General features: G+C 69.5%; 17 protein-coding genes and 3 pseudogenes. 11 read left to right on the top strand and 9 right to left on the bottom strand.

Features of this window, described 5'->3' with window-relative positions:
* The first annotated feature begins 179 nt into the window (after nucleotides 1-179).
* The 5 genes from ABZZ04_RS31725 (at nucleotide 180) to ABZZ04_RS31705 (ending at nucleotide 5,280) form a co-directional block, all read left to right on the top strand.
* Complete coding sequence (locus ABZZ04_RS31725) at nucleotides 180-998, top strand: carbohydrate ABC transporter permease (protein WP_356935676.1); 819 nt, start codon at nucleotides 180-182, stop codon at nucleotides 996-998.
* Between the two features lie 6 nt (nucleotides 999-1,004).
* Entirely contained in the window at nucleotides 1,005-2,033 is a 1,029-nt protein-coding gene (locus ABZZ04_RS31720; RefSeq protein ID WP_356935669.1) for an NAD-dependent epimerase/dehydratase family protein, read from the top strand.
* A gap of 119 nt (nucleotides 2,034-2,152) precedes the next feature.
* Nucleotides 2,153-3,175: a dihydrodipicolinate synthase family protein gene (locus ABZZ04_RS31715; RefSeq protein WP_356935675.1), complete on the top strand. Its 1,023-nt coding sequence runs from the start codon at nucleotides 2,153-2,155 to the stop codon at nucleotides 3,173-3,175.
* On the top strand, nucleotides 3,159-4,187 hold the full coding sequence (locus ABZZ04_RS31710) for a hydroxyacid dehydrogenase (protein ID WP_356935668.1): 1,029 nt from the start codon (nucleotides 3,159-3,161) through the stop codon (nucleotides 4,185-4,187). Before ABZZ04_RS31715 ends, ABZZ04_RS31710 begins: the two co-directional genes overlap by 17 nt.
* A 508-nt stretch (nucleotides 4,188-4,695) precedes the next feature.
* On the top strand, nucleotides 4,696-5,280 hold the full coding sequence (locus ABZZ04_RS31705) for a hypothetical protein (RefSeq protein ID WP_356935667.1): 585 nt from the start codon (nucleotides 4,696-4,698) through the stop codon (nucleotides 5,278-5,280).
* A gap of 173 nt (nucleotides 5,281-5,453) precedes the next feature.
* On the opposite strand, the gene ABZZ04_RS31700 is transcribed toward ABZZ04_RS31705, so the two are convergent.
* Nucleotides 5,454-6,293, bottom strand: coding sequence for an EamA family transporter (locus tag ABZZ04_RS31700; RefSeq protein WP_356935666.1), 840 nt, complete (start codon nucleotides 6,291-6,293; stop codon nucleotides 5,454-5,456).
* 215 nt (nucleotides 6,294-6,508) lie between these two features.
* On the opposite strand from ABZZ04_RS31700, the gene ABZZ04_RS31695 reads away from it, so the two are divergent.
* Entirely contained in the window at nucleotides 6,509-7,057 is a 549-nt protein-coding gene (locus tag ABZZ04_RS31695; protein ID WP_356935665.1) for a CGNR zinc finger domain-containing protein, read from the top strand.
* A gap of 457 nt (nucleotides 7,058-7,514) precedes the next feature.
* On the opposite strand, the pseudogene ABZZ04_RS31690 reads toward ABZZ04_RS31695, so the two are convergent.
* Nucleotides 7,515-7,669, bottom strand: a pseudogene (locus ABZZ04_RS31690) (TetR/AcrR family transcriptional regulator); the annotation flags it as partial.
* A 295-nt stretch (nucleotides 7,670-7,964) separates the two neighbouring features.
* Here ABZZ04_RS31690 and ABZZ04_RS31685 point away from each other — a divergent pair.
* The 3 genes and pseudogenes from ABZZ04_RS31685 to ABZZ04_RS31675 all read left to right on the top strand — a co-directional run.
* Nucleotides 7,965-8,609, top strand: a complete 645-nt coding sequence (locus tag ABZZ04_RS31685; RefSeq protein ID WP_356935664.1) for a hypothetical protein — start codon at nucleotides 7,965-7,967, stop codon at nucleotides 8,607-8,609.
* A gap of 517 nt (nucleotides 8,610-9,126) precedes the next feature.
* Nucleotides 9,127-9,354: a transposase gene (locus ABZZ04_RS31680; RefSeq protein ID WP_356935674.1), complete on the top strand. Its 228-nt coding sequence runs from the start codon at nucleotides 9,127-9,129 to the stop codon at nucleotides 9,352-9,354.
* Between the two features lie 168 nt (nucleotides 9,355-9,522).
* Nucleotides 9,523-9,960: pseudogene (locus ABZZ04_RS31675) on the top strand (transposase); the annotation flags it as partial.
* 73 nt (nucleotides 9,961-10,033) lie between these two features.
* Here the strand turns inward: ABZZ04_RS31675 and ABZZ04_RS31670 are convergent.
* The 4 genes and pseudogenes from ABZZ04_RS31670 to ABZZ04_RS31655 form a co-directional block, all read right to left on the bottom strand.
* Nucleotides 10,034-10,555 (bottom strand): hypothetical protein, encoded by a 522-nt coding sequence (locus ABZZ04_RS31670; protein WP_356935663.1) that lies wholly within the window; start codon nucleotides 10,553-10,555, stop codon nucleotides 10,034-10,036.
* A gap of 304 nt (nucleotides 10,556-10,859) precedes the next feature.
* The gene (locus ABZZ04_RS31665) at nucleotides 10,860-11,540 is read right to left on the bottom strand and encodes a class I SAM-dependent methyltransferase (protein ID WP_356935662.1); all 681 of its coding nucleotides are present in this window, start codon (nucleotides 11,538-11,540) and stop codon (nucleotides 10,860-10,862) included.
* A 318-nt stretch (nucleotides 11,541-11,858) separates the two neighbouring features.
* Nucleotides 11,859-12,215: an ASCH domain-containing protein gene (locus ABZZ04_RS31660; RefSeq protein WP_356935673.1), complete on the bottom strand. Its 357-nt coding sequence runs from the start codon at nucleotides 12,213-12,215 to the stop codon at nucleotides 11,859-11,861.
* A gap of 255 nt (nucleotides 12,216-12,470) precedes the next feature.
* Nucleotides 12,471-12,575, bottom strand: a pseudogene (locus tag ABZZ04_RS31655) (IS6 family transposase); the annotation flags it as partial.
* An 8-nt stretch (nucleotides 12,576-12,583) separates the two neighbouring features.
* Between ABZZ04_RS31655 and ABZZ04_RS31650 the strand changes: the two are divergent.
* Nucleotides 12,584-12,874 carry a hypothetical protein gene (locus ABZZ04_RS31650; RefSeq protein WP_356935661.1) on the top strand — a complete coding sequence of 97 codons (291 nt, stop codon included), beginning with the start codon at nucleotides 12,584-12,586 and terminating at the stop codon, nucleotides 12,872-12,874.
* 33 nt (nucleotides 12,875-12,907) lie between these two features.
* On the opposite strand, the gene ABZZ04_RS31645 is transcribed toward ABZZ04_RS31650, so the two are convergent.
* The 3 genes from ABZZ04_RS31645 to ABZZ04_RS31635 form a co-directional block, all read right to left on the bottom strand.
* Nucleotides 12,908-13,582, bottom strand: coding sequence for a hypothetical protein (locus tag ABZZ04_RS31645; protein WP_356935660.1), 675 nt, complete (start codon nucleotides 13,580-13,582; stop codon nucleotides 12,908-12,910).
* 351 nt (nucleotides 13,583-13,933) lie between these two features.
* Nucleotides 13,934-14,587, bottom strand: a complete 654-nt coding sequence (locus tag ABZZ04_RS31640; protein WP_356935659.1) for a hypothetical protein — start codon at nucleotides 14,585-14,587, stop codon at nucleotides 13,934-13,936.
* A gap of 166 nt (nucleotides 14,588-14,753) precedes the next feature.
* The gene (locus ABZZ04_RS31635) at nucleotides 14,754-14,906 is read right to left on the bottom strand and encodes a hypothetical protein (protein ID WP_356935658.1); all 153 of its coding nucleotides are present in this window, start codon (nucleotides 14,904-14,906) and stop codon (nucleotides 14,754-14,756) included.
* Nucleotides 14,907-15,236: 330 nt separating this feature from the next.
* Between ABZZ04_RS31635 and ABZZ04_RS31630 the strand changes: the two genes are divergently transcribed.
* Complete coding sequence (locus ABZZ04_RS31630; protein WP_356935657.1) at nucleotides 15,237-15,692, top strand: hypothetical protein; 456 nt, start codon at nucleotides 15,237-15,239, stop codon at nucleotides 15,690-15,692.

Genomic DNA, 15,692 nt, shown 5'->3' with positions numbered 1-15,692 from the left:
CAGCGGCTCGTGATCGGGAAGGACCAGTGACCATGACCGCACCACCCACCCAGACCCAGACCCAGACCCCGCCCGCGGCGAAGGCCCCCGCCGCCGGCGACCGGGCCGCACGCCGCACCGCACGCCGTACCGAACGCAAGCTGCGCAAACTGTCGGAGCGGGACACCGTCCCGCACGGCATGCGCCCCACCCGGGCCGGCCGGATCGGGCGTGCCGTGCTGCTGACGGTGGCCGCGATCGCGACGATCTTCCCGTTCTACGCGATGGTCGTGCTCTCCCTGAAGCCGTCCGCGGCGGTCGAGTTCCCCGGCAGCCTGCTGCCGTGGCCGCTGACCGGCCAGGCGTACGACACCGTCATGAACGCCCAGGACGTGCCGCGCTGGCTGCTCAACACGCTGGTCTACTCGGTCGTCTCGGTCGTCGGCGTGCTGCTGCTCGCCTCGCTCGCCGGGTACGCCTTCGCCAAGAAGCGCTTCCCGGGCCGGGAGGCGATGTTCTGGTCGTTCCTGTCGATGGTGATGGTCCCGTACCACGTCACGATGATCCCGACGTTCGCGATGATCGCGAAGCTGGGCGGCGTGGACACGTACTGGGGTCTGATCGTGCCGACCCTGGCCAACGCCCAGGCGGTCTTCCTGATGCGGCAGTTCATCCAGGGGCTGCCGGACGAGCTGTTCGAGGCGGCCCGGCTCGACGGCTGCAGCGAGTGGCAGATCTTCCACCGGATCGTGCTGCCGCTGCTGAAACCGATCCTGGCCACCCTCGGCGTCTTCGTCTTCCTGTGGCACTGGAACGACTTCCTGTGGCCGCTGGTCATCGGCCAGTCCACCGACATGCGCACCCTCACCGTCGGCATCGCCTCGCTCCAGCAGCAGAACGTGCCGCTCAACGTGGTGCTCTCCGGCTCCGTCATCGCGTTCGTGCCCATCTTCGCCGCGTACATGGTGGGCCAGCGCTACTTCACCGAGGGCGTCACCGCGTCCGGAATCAAGGGATAGCCACGAATGTTCACCGATGAGGCCGCGCTCGAAGAGCGGCTCGCCACCCCCACCCCCGCACTGGTCGCCGACCTCGGGCGCCTGGAGGGCGACCTGCTGGTGCTCGGCGCCGGCGGCAAGATGGGCCCCAGCCTGTGCAAGCTGGCCCGCCGGGCGCTGGACACCGCCGGCCGCACCGACCTGACCGTCTACGCGGTCTCCCGCTGGTCCGACCGGGCCGCAGCCGACGAACTCGAGGCCGCCGGCATCTCCACCGTCGCCTTCGACCTGATGGATCCGGCCGCCGACCTGGCCGCACTGCCGGACGCCGGGAACGTCGTCTTCATGGTCGGCGCCAAATTCGGCTCCGCCGGGGCACCCTCGCACGCCTGGGCGGTGAACGCCGCCATGCCCGACCGGGTCACACGCCGCTGGCCACACGCACGGATCGCCGCATTCTCCACCGGCAACGTGTACCCACTGGTCCCCGCCTCCTCCGGCGGCTGCACCGAGAACGACCCCATCGGTCCGGTCGGCGAGTACGCCATGTCCTGCCTGGGCCGGGAGCGGATCTTCGACCATGCGGCGCTGACCCGCGGCACCAGGGTCGCCAACATCCGCCTCAACTACGCGGTCGACCTGCGCTACGGCGTCCTCGCCGACATCGCCCACCGGGTACACACCGGCGAACCCGTCGACGTGACAACCGGCCACGCCAACGTGGTGTGGCAGGGATACGCCAACGAAGTCGCCCTGCGCTCCCTCCTCCACGCCACCGACAACTCGGCGTTCACCCTCAACCTCACCGGCCCCGAGACGGCCTCGGTACGCCGGCTCGCCCAATGGTTCGGCGAGGAGTTCGACCGGGAGCCGGTCGTCGTCGGCGAAGAGGCGCCCACCGCACTGCTCTCCGACGCAAGCCTCTGCCACGCACTGTTCGGCTACCCCGACATCCCCCTGCGCACCCTCGTCGAATGGCAGGCCGACTGGCTGCGCCGCGGGCTGCCGCTGTCCGGCAAGCCCACCAAGTTCCAGGTCCGTGACGGAAGGTTCTGATCCACCCCATGTCCCGTACGTCCGTGGTCGCGACCACGCCCGCACCCGGCCCCGTAGCCGCGACCACTCCCAAACCCGTACCCGCCTCGGCGGCCACGACAGCCCCGGCACGCACTCCGATGGACGTGCTCGCCGAGGGAGCCGTCATCCCTGCTCATCCACTTGCCCTCGGCGCCGACCGCAAGCTCGACGAACGCCGGCAACGCGCACTGACCCGCTACTACCTGGCCTCCGGCGCGGGCGGCCTCGCCGTCGCCGTGCACACCACCCAGTTCGAGATCCGCGAACCGGGCATCGGCCTGCTGACACCGGTCCTCGAACTCGCCGCCGAGACCGTGCGGAACGAGGCCGGCCGCCCCGTCGTCACCGTCGCCGGGGCCTGCGGTCACACCGCGCAGGCCGTCTCCGAAGCCGAGCTCGCGGCCTCCCTCGGCTACGACGCGGTGCTGCTGAGCCCCGCCGTGTCCGGCGCCGACGAGAAGGGGCTGCTGGACCGGGCCCGCGCCGTCGGCGAGGTACTGCCGGTGATCGGCTTCTACCCCCAGGAGGCCGTCGGCGGACGCTATCTCTCGCCGTCGTTCTGGAGCTCATTCGCAGACCTGCCGAACACCGCGGCCATCAAGATCGCGCCCTTCGACCGCTACCGCACCGCCGATGTCGTACGCGCCGTGGCCGCCGCCGACCGGGCCGACGAGGTGGCGCTGTACACCGGCAACGACGACGACATCATCGGCGACCTGCTCACCCCGTACGAGACGGCGCACGGTACCCGGCGCTGGTTCGCCGGCGGGCTGCTCGGCCAGTGGGCCGTGTGGACGGGCTCCGCCGTCACCCTCCTCGATCAGGTCCGGCGGGCACGTGCCGGCGACCACGACGCCATGGTCGGCTGCCTCGCCCGCCGCCCGGAGCTCACCGACGCCAACAGCGCGGTGTTCGACGTGCGCGGCGGATTCCGCGGCTGCATCGCCGGGGTCCACGAGGTGCTGCGCCGCCAGGGCCTGCTGGAGGGCATCTGGTGTCTCGATCCGAAGGAGGCCCTGTCTCCCGGTCAGGCCGAGGAGATCACCCGGGTCGCCGCGGCCCACTCCTGGCTCACCGACGACGCCTTCGTCGCGGAGCACGTCGATGCCTGGCTCTCCTGACCCGGGGGCGGCCCCTCTGCCGCGGGTCGTCGTCGCCGTACCCCCGCACCTTCGTGAGCAGTTCTTCACCCCCGCGGTGTGGCAGAGCCTCTGCACCGCGGGGCAGCCGACCGTCCTCGACGAGCACACCGACCGGGACGCACTCAGTGCGGCGTTGCCCGGTGCCCGTGCCCTGATCACCGCTTGGGGAATGCCCCGCCTCAGCGAGGAACTCCTCGACGTCGCCGACCGACTGGCGATCGTCGCCCACACCGGATCGGCGGTCGCCCCGTATGTCTCCGAGGAAGTCTTCCGGCGGGGCATCCTCGTCACCCAGGCCGGTGACGCGATGGCACGCCCGGTCGCCGAGGTGGCTTTGGCGTTCACTCTCACTCTGCTGCACCGCATCCACCGCTTCGACCACGCGCTGCATGGCGGAGCCGACTGGAGCGAGGCCGGCCAGGCCCCGCCGCGGCACGAGATCCAGGGCTGTGCGATCGGAGTCATCGGAGCGTCCCGCACCGGCCGCGCGTACATCGAGCTGGCGAAGGCGATGGGGGCGCGGGTGGGCGTGAGCGACCCGTACCTCTCCGAGGCGGACGCGCGGGAACTCGGCGTGGAGCGCGTACCGCTCGACGTGCTGCTGTCGCGCAGCCGGATCGTCGCCGTGCACGCCCCTGCCACCGCCGAGACCCGGCGCATGCTGGGTGCGCGGGAACTGGCGCTGATGCCCGATGGCGCCGGTCTGGTCAACACCGCCCGTTCCTGGCTCGTCGACGAGGACGCGCTTCTGGCACAGGTGTCGTCGGGCCGGCTGGACGCGGCGATCGACGTCTTCGACATGGAACCACTGCCGGTCCGCCACCCGTTCCGGAAACTGCCGAACGTGCTGCTCACCCCGCATCAGGCGGCGGGCACCGCCGAGTGCCGGCAGCGGCTCGGCGCAAGTGCCGTGGAGGAGGTGCTGCGGTTCCTGCGCGGCGATCCACCATTGCACGTCGTGGGGCCGGACGCACTGGCTCGCGTCCTTTGACCACTCGATCGCAACCACACAGGGCCCCAGAGGCCGCCCAGTTGTTCCCCCACCCCCGAAGGCATCCCTGTTGCCTTCGGGGGTGGGGAATTCCTGGAGGCCGTAGAAGATGTGTGGCGGGAGCCGGAACAGGCGCAGCCCGTCGCGGAAGGAGCGGCGGGCTCCTGGACGATGTCGCCGTGATGGCGGTCCTGTTATTCGTCCCGGGGCTGAAACTCCTCGGTGACGGCATCGGCATCGGCATCCTGGCCTCCTGACGATGGCGCGGTAGAACTGCCCATAGGCCATCGAGGCTCGCGCACGCAGCGGGCGCGCATACGGGCTCGGAGGGAACCCGCTGCGGCTGGGCGGTCATGCGAAGAAATGCGAGACCCACTGCCGCAACGGCGTGTTGCCATAACTCGGGAAGTCGCATCCATATATTGTCAGGTGAGTCGAATTTATCTTGCGAAGAGAAGCGAATGGAATTAATCGCCTGCTGGCTTGACGGTGAATTGATGGAGTCGGAATGATGCATGGGGAGCCGCGCGATCCGAGCCCGAACGCCAAGCGTGGCCTACCTGAAATCCACTCTGTTCTGCGAACCACTGCGGCCGCGGCGGCGGGTGGAACATTAGTCATCTGGTGGCCGGCGTTCACATACGGAGCCTATGGCGACATCTTCTTCGACAGTGCGATGGCTCTCTGGGCCGTGGCCACGGCCGTACTGCTCTCGGGCCTGGCGCTACGCAGAAGAGTTGCCGTGCCCTGGAGCAGTTGGATCGCATTGCTATTGCCGTCCCTCTGGATTGTTCTGGGTATTACGGCACCGAGGAGCGGGGGTTTCCACTACCTTCATTACTTCGAGGTGCTGATCACCCTGGTGGGTGCTCCATATCTAACCTGGCTTCTGTCGAAAATTCTGCTGTCCGACTATGACGAACTTCCTGCGGCTCAGCGTTTCATGGCCGTCGGCATCACGGTGGTGATCGGTGTCATCGCCTTCTTGCTCGGCAAATACAACGACCTGTTCCTTACATGCGCAGATTTCAATGTGAGCGGCAACAATGTGCCGCCCGGCTGTGCCCAAGGTCCGCCTTTCCGTCTGCGCTGAATACTCGGTAAATGATGGTGGTCGTTCACCGGCCGCGATGGTCAATAAGGTCATGCAGGACATGGTCTGAAGCACTTCAACCATTACATCGGTGCGCCGGCCACGGGCCCGTGCGGCAGCGAAACGACGTCCGCCGATGCCTCAAGACCACCGGCCCAACGCGCCAGCGCGTCTCACCGGGTCCGCGGTTCCGGGGAGGCTTCCTCACGCCGACCAGGTGCCGGCTGGGCGGTGGCGGGCTCCTTGCGTCGGGTGGCGCGATGTGCAGACCAGGCTCCGGCGAGCACGACCAGCGCCATGGCGCACAGCTGGCGGGTGGTGAGCTCCTCGTGCAGCAGCGCGAAGCCGATGCCCGCGGCCACGGCCGGGCTCAGTGCGAGCAGTACTCCGAAGGCTCGTGTGTCGATGTGTCGCAGAACTGTCATGTCCAGCGCGTACGGGATCAGGGATGACAGCAGGGCCACCAGGAGCCCGGTGCCGAGCGCGGCGGGATGGGCCACGACGTGGTCACCGCTGGTGATGGCGGCGATTGGCGTCAGCAGGCAGGCGCCGAACGCAAGTGCCAGGGCCAGACCGGTCCAGTCGGGGAACAGCTGCCCCACCCGGCGGCTCAGCAGGACGTACCCGGCCCGGCATACTGCGGCGGTGCATCCCAGCAGTATTCCGGTGGTGGACAGGGCCCCTCCCGGGGCGGCCAGCAAGAGGACGCCCACGAGCATCAGCAGCGCTATCACAACGTGCTCCAGCCGCCGGGACAGGGCGATCGACAAAACGAGCGGCCCGAGCAGTTCCAGGGTCGCGGCCACCCCGATCGGCAGGTGGTCGATGGCCCGGAAGTAGGCCAGATTCATACCCGCGAAGACCAGACCGAGCGCGATTGCCGACCGCCACTGTGCAGGCGTCACCCCACGCAGCCGCGGCCGGACCAGCAGCCACAGGACGGCGGCTGCGAAGGCCAGGCGCATACCGGCGAGCGCCGTGGGACCGACGGTGGCGTACGCCCCTTTGGCCACGGACGCACCTATCTGAAGACTGACGATCTGAAGGAGTATCAGGATCGGCGCCGCCGCGGCACTCCGCTGTGGCAGGCGGGGGAAGTTCACCGGGCTACTCCTTCAGAGATTCTCATGATCGGCGCCGTCGAAGGCGTGCTGTGCCTGCCGTGCTGAAAACCGCGCCCTTCGTTACGCACCTTCACGGCTCAACCTCACCGTGATGCAATGCTCTTATGCATTTCAACCATTACGGCGGGGAGGCCGCCCGTCTTGCCGCGGACCTGGTCAACCTGACCGCGCCACCACGCCCTGAGCACCTGGAACCGCTGCTCGCCGCCCACGGCGTGGTGCGCCGCACGCTCACCGACGCACAGGCCGAGACCGTCTGGGCCTGGAGCCGACGCCTGGCCGCCTGCTTCGGGCACCAGAGCCTCGAACAACGGTGCCAGGCGATCAACGGACTGCTCGCCAACGCCTCCACCAGCCCCCGCATCTCCCTGCACGACGGCCGGCCCCACCTGCACTACAGCGCCGCCGACGCCGACGCGGCCGATCACGTCCGGGCCATCACGGCAGCCGGACTGGCCTACGTCGCGTGCTCCGCCGACGCTCGGCGTCTGGGGCGCTGCGCACGTCCCACGTGCGGGTTGGCGTTTGTCGACACCTCCCGCAACGGCCGACGCACCTACTGCTCGGTGCGTTGCGCCAACAACGATGCCGTTGCACGTCACCGTCGGCGTCGCCAGAGCAACTCGCAATCAGCAGCCGCACGTGCAGTTTGAACCGCGTATGAAGGAGAGGAGCTTGCTGGGCGGATCGGTTCCCCAGGGGCAGGGTCACCGTCTGCCGGCGGTGAACACCGGCCTGACCGGTCTCGACGGTCACTACAGTCCAGCCTTATGACGATGGTCACCACGCGTGCGGTCGAATACCTGGGCGGCGCGGGGCGGCTGCGGTACCCGCGTGCCGGGTGGGGCGGCGGCCGGGCCGGGCGCCTCGGCGCGGACTTACGGAGTACGGGACCGCGTGCCGGGCGGCGGGTGCGGTGACCGGGCACGGGGTCCGGCTTCCGGCTGACGGTCCTGCGTGCTGGCGGGCACGGCGAAAGCTGAGCGACGCCACCACGGCCCGGCACAGCAGCGCCGCGGCGACGGCGGCGCGGGACACGGGGCGCAGAGCCCGGCAACGCGGGGCAGCGGTCGACCGCCGCCCACTGCGCCACGGCTCGTCCCTGGGGCCGACGAGGGCGGCTACGCCGGCGGCACGGTCCTGGCCGGGGACGGCACGCATGGCGGCGGAGCGTTCCTCGGCGACGTGCTCGACGGCTCCGGTGAACAGGTCCTCGTGGGCCGGAAGTGGCGCTGGGCGGCCCCGCGCGAGACGTCGGTGCGCATCGCGACGACGGAGACGGTGGAGCCCGCCCAGCCGTGCCGCGCCCGTCACTCACCTGTGCCGCACCCCTCGCGCGCCCTGTGCCGCACCCGCCGCACGCCCTGTGCCGTGCCTGTGCCGTGCCTGTGGCGAGTCTGTGTCATTCCCGCCTCAGTCTGAGATGGCTTCGCGGCGCGCCTCGTTGACGCACCGCCGTCGTCGTGCCGCGTCGGCGCGTCCGGTCACATGGCCGGGCGCTTCGCCCAGTTGAACGCTCCGGCTGCCGTACAGGCAGCCCTTGCTGCCAGTTAGGTCAAAATGATAAATAAGGGACGTATCGTCTCCGCAGTTGCCCTCACCACCCTGGTGCTCGGACTCACGGCCTGCAACGACGGCGAGGACGCGGCACCGGCGCAGGACTCGCCGTCGGCCTCCGCCCCGGCGTCGTCCGACCCGGGCAGCAAGAGCCCGTCCGCGGACCCCAGCGACGACGCTGCTGCTCCGGCCGGTGGTGACGTCGCCGCACCGGGCACGAAGTTCAAGATAGGCGACCGAGCGGTCCTGCCGTTCAAGTACGGGACCGACAAGAAGGGCACCGTCGCCGTGACCGTCACGGCGATCGAGAAGGGTGCCGAGGCCGACATGGCCCCCTTCGGTGACAAGGCGAAGGGCATGACGCCCTACTACATCCGGATGAAGGTGGAGAACGTCGGCGGCACCGACCTGTCGTACGCGTCGCTGAGGCTGCGCGGCAAGCTGGAAGGCGGAGGCCCCACGGGCGTCATTCTGATCGGCGACCTCCCGGGCAAGTGCGACAGCGAGACGGCACCCCGCGACTTCACCACCAAGGGCGCGTCGTACGAAACCTGCTCGCTCAGCGCCACGAAGACCGATCCCATCGCGGTTGCCTCGTTCGAGGAGGGTGACGCGTACAGCGACAGCCCGGTCCTCTGGACCAGCTGATCAGCCGTTCCCGTGTCCGCGGGCCGGGCATCCCGTCCCCGACGGCATGCCCGGCCCGCGGCCCACGCTCTACGGCTTCCCGGCGAGGAGCACGGCGCGGTGGCCGCCCGGCTCGCGGCCGATCTCCCGGGTGAAGTCGGACATGAGCTCCGCCCAGCCCCAGAACGTGAACCCGAGGTGCCCGCACGCGTAGTAGTCGTCCTCCCAGCTCCACCGGTCAATCCGGACAACCGGGCGCAGGACGGGCAGTGCACGACCCCTTCGCCACCGCCCTCGGCCCAGTCCTGGAACCGCCCCTTGAAGGGGCCCAGGCGAACTCGATGGGTTCCCACACCGCGTCGACCGGCCGGATTTTGGTCCGGGAGAGCAGGCAGGTGGTCGCGCCCGCGTCTCCCCGGCCGCTGTCGAAGACCGTACGGCCGGTCTGGACGTGAAACCCGTTGGTTCACAGGTCGACCGGGTCCGGGTCTTGGAAGCCGGGCGTTTCCAGCAGGATGAAGGGCCCGTCCAGCCCGGCATGCGCCCGATGACTCAGCGCGAGAATCCGAAGGCTGACGCCCGACAGCGCAGCGCACGTACGCAGGCGACGGAGCCGCCCCCTGTGCGCTTCCTCATCGGTGGGTTGAAGCCTCGGCGGCGGTCGATCGACGGCATACGGTCCCGGGTCCGTACCGGCATTCCGTGGCGGGACGTCCCCATCGAGTACGGACCTTGGAACCGGGTGTACGACCTGTTCCGCCGGTGACAACGGAACGGTACCCGGCAGCGGATCCTCACCCGGCTCCAGTCCCTGGCCGACGCGGAAGGCGCGATCGTCTGGGACCTGAGCGTCGACTCCGCGGTGTGCCGCGCCCACCAGCACGCGGCCGGGGCCCGCAAACAGGGCGACCAGTAGAAGGAACCGCCGGGTGGCGTGTTCACCGAGCCTGGTGATCACGGGCTGGGACGCTCGCGCGGCGGCTTCACCACCAAGCTGCACCTGGCTGTCGAACAGGGTCAAAAGCCCATGTCGACCGTGGTGACGGCAGGGCGGCGTGGAGACTCGCCACAGTTCGAACCGGTGCTGGAGAAGGTTCGCGTGCCCCGCATCGGGCCGGGCCGGCCACTCGTTCGTCCCGATCGGGTACGGGCCGACAAGGCGTACGCCTCCCGCCGGAACCGCGCCTGCCTGCGCCGCCACGGGATCCTCTGCACCATCCCCGACAAGGCCGACCAGGCACGCAACCGCCAGAAGCTCGGCTCCCGCGGCGGTCGGACGCCGCGCTTCGACCCGGCCGACTACCGCGAGCGCCATGCGGTCGAGCGCGGGATAAACCGACTCAAGAGACACCGCGTTGTCACCATGCGCTATGACAAGCTCGCCGTCCGCTACGAGGCGACCGTCCTCGTCGCCGCCATCAGCGAGTGGCTGTGTCCCTTTGCCGTCACGCGGTGGGATCCACGTTCCACGCCGCGGGCAGATCGCTGCCGCAGAAGACGCAGACGAAGTCGTCCTCGCGGACGATGTTGTGCTCCTGGCAGTCGGGGCACCGCCGGAACACCACCTCGTGGGTGAAGCCGGAGGGCCGCCGGAGCTCTACAGCGTCCAGTGCGCGGGCGACCTCCGCCCAGGAGGTGACGTCCGGGCAGTACCCGGTGGACTGGTTGCTGACCTCGTTCACGGTCCACCGGTCTGCCTCGCTCATGAAGCTGATCTCGCCGGCACTCAGAACCATGTCTCCGCCGGCACAGGCCACGTGCTCACTTCGCCGCGGCGCCAGCCGGAGCACACCGTCCATACCGACCACGAAGGTGAACGGTTCGGCCGACTCCGCCACCGATTGCTCCGCGATCCAGCCACCGAAGTCAGCCGCCGAACCGATCCGACGCCCGCCGTCACCAGGCCGCACCGCAGCCTTCAGCTCGACCGGTCCGACATATCGGTAACCCCGTCCCCGCTCGCTCACGTCAGCCAACCCAGACGACCTGTGGCAGTGAACCTTGACCGTTTGCCATCGAAGGTTAACCACTGCTCAGTTCGTGCCATCGAAGATCGACCGCCCAGGTCAATGTGCTGGACACCATCCCCGATTGTCGGTGGCTTCGGAGCGGGGCAGGGCGCCGAGGCGGACTCATCGGCATCCGAGCCGGAACGACTGCGCGGTTTCGAAGCAGCGGGAACACCCTTGATCCACGAGAGGCCGCAGCCCGTTTTCGGTGGCTCGGTCGTCCAGTCCGCCCAGATGCCGGGCCTGTTGTGAGCGGAGGGGCTCAGCGCAGCCGTCGCGCACGCAGCACCAGGTCGTCGGTATGGTGCGCGCCGGCACCGCCGTCGGGTGCCACGCGTGGTCGCTGCTCGTTCACCTCCACCTTCCAGTCGTCGGTGAGCAGGGCGGCGACCATCGAGGGCCAGACGTAGTCAGTCGGGTCGAAGCCGCTGTCGTGCGCCTGCTGGGTGTCCATCCCCGCGTGGTGTACGAGCAGCAGCACGCCGCCGGGCGCGACGGCCGCGAGCAGCGCTCGCTCGGCTGCGGCGTCGGGGGTGCGCAGCAGGGCCGGATACTGCGCGGAGACCAGGTCGAAGGAGGCCGGCGGGAGCGCCGCTTCCGTCAGCGCGGCGTGTACCCAGCGAACGGCGACGCCTGCGTCCCGCGCGTGCCCGGCCGCCCGCTCCAGCGCCACGCCCGAGACCTCGAGCGCGGTCACTTCCCAGCCGCCGCGCGCGAGCCAGACGGCGTCCGCGCCCTCGCCGCAGCCGACGTCGAGCACCCGCCCGGGCGTGAGCCCGGCGACCTCGGCCACGAGCGCACCGTTGGGCCGGCCGCTCCACAGCTGTTGTCGGTCGGCGTATCGGTTGTCCCACTCCGCCCGCACCGCGGGGTCTCCGACGTATCCGTCGCCGGGCAAGGAAGTGTCAGACGCGGGCGGTCCCGCTGCGATGTTGTCGGTCATGGGCCCAACGTCACTCATCGTGGCCCGGTCACGCCACTCCTGTTGCCGCTCCGGCAAAACGGCGTCCAAGAGGCGAGGAACAGCCTGGTGCAGTCGCACTGGACGTCATCGGAACAGATCAGCCGCGGCATCCTTGCCCTGCGCAGTCAATCCTCGATGGCACATACCGTCGTCAATCAATCTTCGGTGGCAATCGGGCAAGGTTCGCTGTCACAGGTCACTGGAGCACTTCCGACACACGCCCTGGCCGGGCAATGTCGGACTCCGTCGCTTCGGTCCGCTGCAGCACCGGGCCGAGCCGACCGCCCGTCCGTCTTCTCAGCCGAGCGGCAGCACGCGAAAACGGGCAAGGACAACGATGGTGTCGTCGTCGACCGTGAAGCCGGGGTCGCCGATCGAGTCGAGATAGTCCGGGCTCGCCCAGAAAGCCTCATGCGCCTCGCGCCACTGGGCCACGGTCTCGAAGCCCTCGCCCTCGTCGATCGCATGGCGCAGATCGACGTCGGCAAGCCGAACCTCGCGGACGCCCACGATCTCCTCGATACAGACCGGCGAGCCCGCGGAGTCGATCACGAGCGCCCGGTCGCCGACCTTGGGCAGAGCCTCGCGCTCGTAGTCCTGTCGGAGGGACGTGGTGGTTGTCTTCTCGCCACGGAGGATCGCGGCAACAAGCATGTCGCGCACCGGGCCGGGAAAGGCGTATTTCGGAAGTGGGGAGTGTTTCGGACATCCCCGATCCTCGCACGCCTCCACAAGAGGCCGTGCAATGCCTTCCGCCGGCCCAGCTGAGGCACTCCCTACCCCGCCCCCTCCGTGACGTTCACCCCGAGCGTCGAGACGGACGAAGAAGAGGTATTCCAGGCCGATGAGAGCCAGCGGCGTCGCTGTGGCCGCGACGGCGGCGCCGACGCTGCGGAAGCCCTTCGTGGCCCGTTCCCGCTGTCTCGTTGGTTGGTGAGAGTTCTCGGCCCGGTTGTTCAGTTCTCTGTGAGCGCGGTGTTCCACCGAGGGCATCAGCTTCCGGTGAGCGGCGCCGCCTGGGTGTGCCGGGCGACCTGCTGCCCGGCGGATACCTCTTCGGCGGACCGCCGCACGGCTTTCCCGGCATACCGCGCCCGGTGGACGGGTACCCGGCCATCGGCCACCTGCCGCTGGACAGGGCCAAACCTGCCGCAGACGCCTACGGTGACGTCCTGGTCCGCATGGCCCCGGACTTCTGGGCCGACGTCCAGGAGCTCACGGAGAAACTCGAATTCGAGCACGAGGAATGGTGGTGCGCGAAGCACAGAGTCGCCGGGTACACGCAGGACACCCTCCTCTTCGGCCTCACGTGATGCCGCGGCCTCAAGGGCGGGGCCGGGGCGGGGTCAGCCCCAGGTCTCGCCGCCGACCTGGTCCGGTCCGAACCAGCGGGAGGTGACGGAGGCGAGCGCCGGTACCGGGCCGCCCTCCAGTCCGAGATGGCCCAGCGCGTGCTTGAAGGTGTGGACCACGCAGGTTCGCACCGGAAGCACCGGCCCGCCGTCCATGTCCCCGCAGGTGTTGGCGGACAGCGGCCGGTTCTGCGGGCCCGCCAGGGCGAAGCAGGCCAGCGTCGTGCGGTGGTCCTCGTACTGGAAGTAGTCGGTGATCGCCCGGTTGCCGAAGTCCATGTGATCGAAGACGACGGCGATGTCCTCGTCGCCGTACGGGGCGGACCGCAGCGCCGGCAGCAGGTCGAGCACCTTCTCGCCGGAGGCGAGCAGCCGGACCTCCTCGTGCGAGGGACCCCAGGGCGGGGGATCGTCGTCCGGGTCCGGCACCTCTCCCGGGTACTCCTCGGTCCGCAGCACCGTGCCCACGGGAGGCCGGTCCCAGCGGGCCTGCCCGCTGACGCTGCCCCAGTTGAGGCTCGCGTTGACACAGAGCCTGCCCGCGACGAGCGCCCACGGGGTCCGGACCACACGCTCGCGCGCCAGCTCGACCGCGAGTCGGCCGAACGCCTCCGGCCGCAGGAGAGTCGGTTCCGGGGGCGCGATGAAGGCGTCGGTCCATATTCCCATGCCCTCTTGTAGCAACGGGGCACGGCCCGGCGCGACCGCGTTTCCGGGAAACACAGTCGAGCGGCGGGTGCAGGGCGGTGAAGGCGGAGCGGTCGCCGGACGGGGCGCCAGCACCCCTGGCCGTCGATGCGTCCCGCTGCGGTGCCGCCTGGGCATGGCCTGTCCGGGTGCGGGTCGGCCACTCTCCGGCCCGGCGCGCGGCGGCATCGGGCTCGGTCGAGAAAGGGCGCGGAACGTGCGCTTTCGGTCGTGATGGAAGGTGGCTGCTACATGGCTGCGTGCGTCATCGGTTGATCGGATCCTGCCTCGCCGGCCCGCACGGCCGGCGAGGAGAAGCCGCCCGGGTCCGGTTCAGCCGGTGATGGAGAAGAAGATCGATCCGTCTTCGGCCCACCACCAGGCGCCCTGGCCCTCGGCCCATTCCGAGTACCAGCTGTCGAGGGCCTTGATCAGTTCCTCCAGGTCGTACCGCAGGTCGGCGTCTACCCGGTCCAGCACCGCCCGGTAGGCCTCCACCGCGGGGCCGGCCTTCGCCAGCGGCCAGCAGCCGATCTCCGGTGAACCCTCCAGGGGGCGGGGGATGCGGAACCCGATCTCCGAGGGCGGACCGCTGTAGATGTACTGGTAGGGCAGCAGGTCCGCCGGGACCCCGGCCGCACTCAGCGCATCGTCCAGAGCGAAGAAGAAGGTGCTTGGGCTTCGGTAACTCGCCAGGGTGGAAGAGTCGGAGGCGTTGCGGTCGATGATGATCTGGAGGGCCGCGTAGTAGGCGCTGCCGGCGTACTCCGCGGTGGAATCGGCCCGACCGGCAACCAGCTCCTCCAACGCGTCCTGAACCGACAGCCCCCAGTCCACCTCCTGGTCATCGAGACCGTCCTGACGCGCCCGCGCCCGCTCCCGCATCCTGTCCAGGAGCCGCGATTCCTCGTCGCTCAGGTCCTGGGCGGGCAGAAAACGCGCAACCTCGCCACGGTTCGCCATGGAGTAATTGATGGTTCGGCTCATGGAGCCAACCTTGTCAAAGGGCACTGACATTCCCGATGCCCGGGGCGTCCACCGGGTGAGTGCTGCGATGCCGAGGCCGAATGCCGTTGCCATGGGGGGCCGGGCGTCATGGTGGTGAGCGTCGCGGGTACCGCGCGGTCCTTCTTCAGCGGCCGAGCCGTGCCGTTCAACGATCGGGGCGTCCCCCAGGTGCGGGCAGCGGCTGCCGTCCGGCCCGCAGGAGTTTGTCGGCCAGCAGCCGGGCGGGGCCGGTGCGGTAATCCTCGTCGCCCCGATGGCCGCGTTCGACGTCGGCGAGGACCTGCCGCGGCGAGCGCACCGTCCACCGCGGTCCGTTCGACCAGGCTGCGGTCCCTGGTGAGTGGGAGCCGGGCTGCGTGGTCGCGGGCGAGGCCGTGAGGACCGGGACGGGCAGCTCCAGCAGCAGGCGGACAGGGCTTCACGCGCTCGACGACGAGCCGGCCGACCGGTCACGGTGCTCTCCGGCAGACCACCCCGGCCCCGGCACGCTGGGCGGCAGGGAGTCAACAGGCCGTACTCCCGAATCGATCGGGTGAACTGGCCCGCGAGAGAGGTTGCTGCCCATGCGGCTGTAAAAGATCAGCAGGACTTCAACCGCCCAGCCGCTTCTCCACCTTCTGGGAGTACCATGCGTGCACCTTTCCCGTTCACGGCCCTGGCTGTGGCCATGCTCGTCAGCACGGCCGCACCGTCGGCCTACGCCGCTCCCGAGGCCAGTCCGTCGGACGTCGGCGGGTTCGTCACCGACGGAGACCATGTACACGTCTCCAGCACACCGCCCGCGACAGCATCGGCACACGGATGGTGGCTCGACCCGCTCGGAAAGCACAAGAACGCGAAGGCGAAGGTCACCATCTGGCTCCAGACCAGGCACGGAGACACCTGGAAGACTGTCGCATCAGGATCCAAGAGCGTGAAGGCCGGCGGCAAAGGAGCCAGTTCCCGCCGCGCCAACGCCCGCAAGGAATGCGGGAGCAGGGACAAAACCAAGTGGCGCAGCGTCGTCGATGTCGACCTGATCGGTATCGCGGACTCCCCTGAGAAGGCGGTCACCAAGACCGTCACCCTGTCGTGCGGAGCATAG

Origin of the sequence: Streptomyces sp. NPDC006435, assembly GCF_040612315.1 — a bacterium.
Lineage (GTDB): Bacteria > Actinomycetota > Actinomycetes > Streptomycetales > Streptomycetaceae > Streptomyces.
The sequence above is the reverse complement of the archived record's forward strand: the minus strand, read 5'-3'. Positions and strand labels throughout refer to the sequence as shown.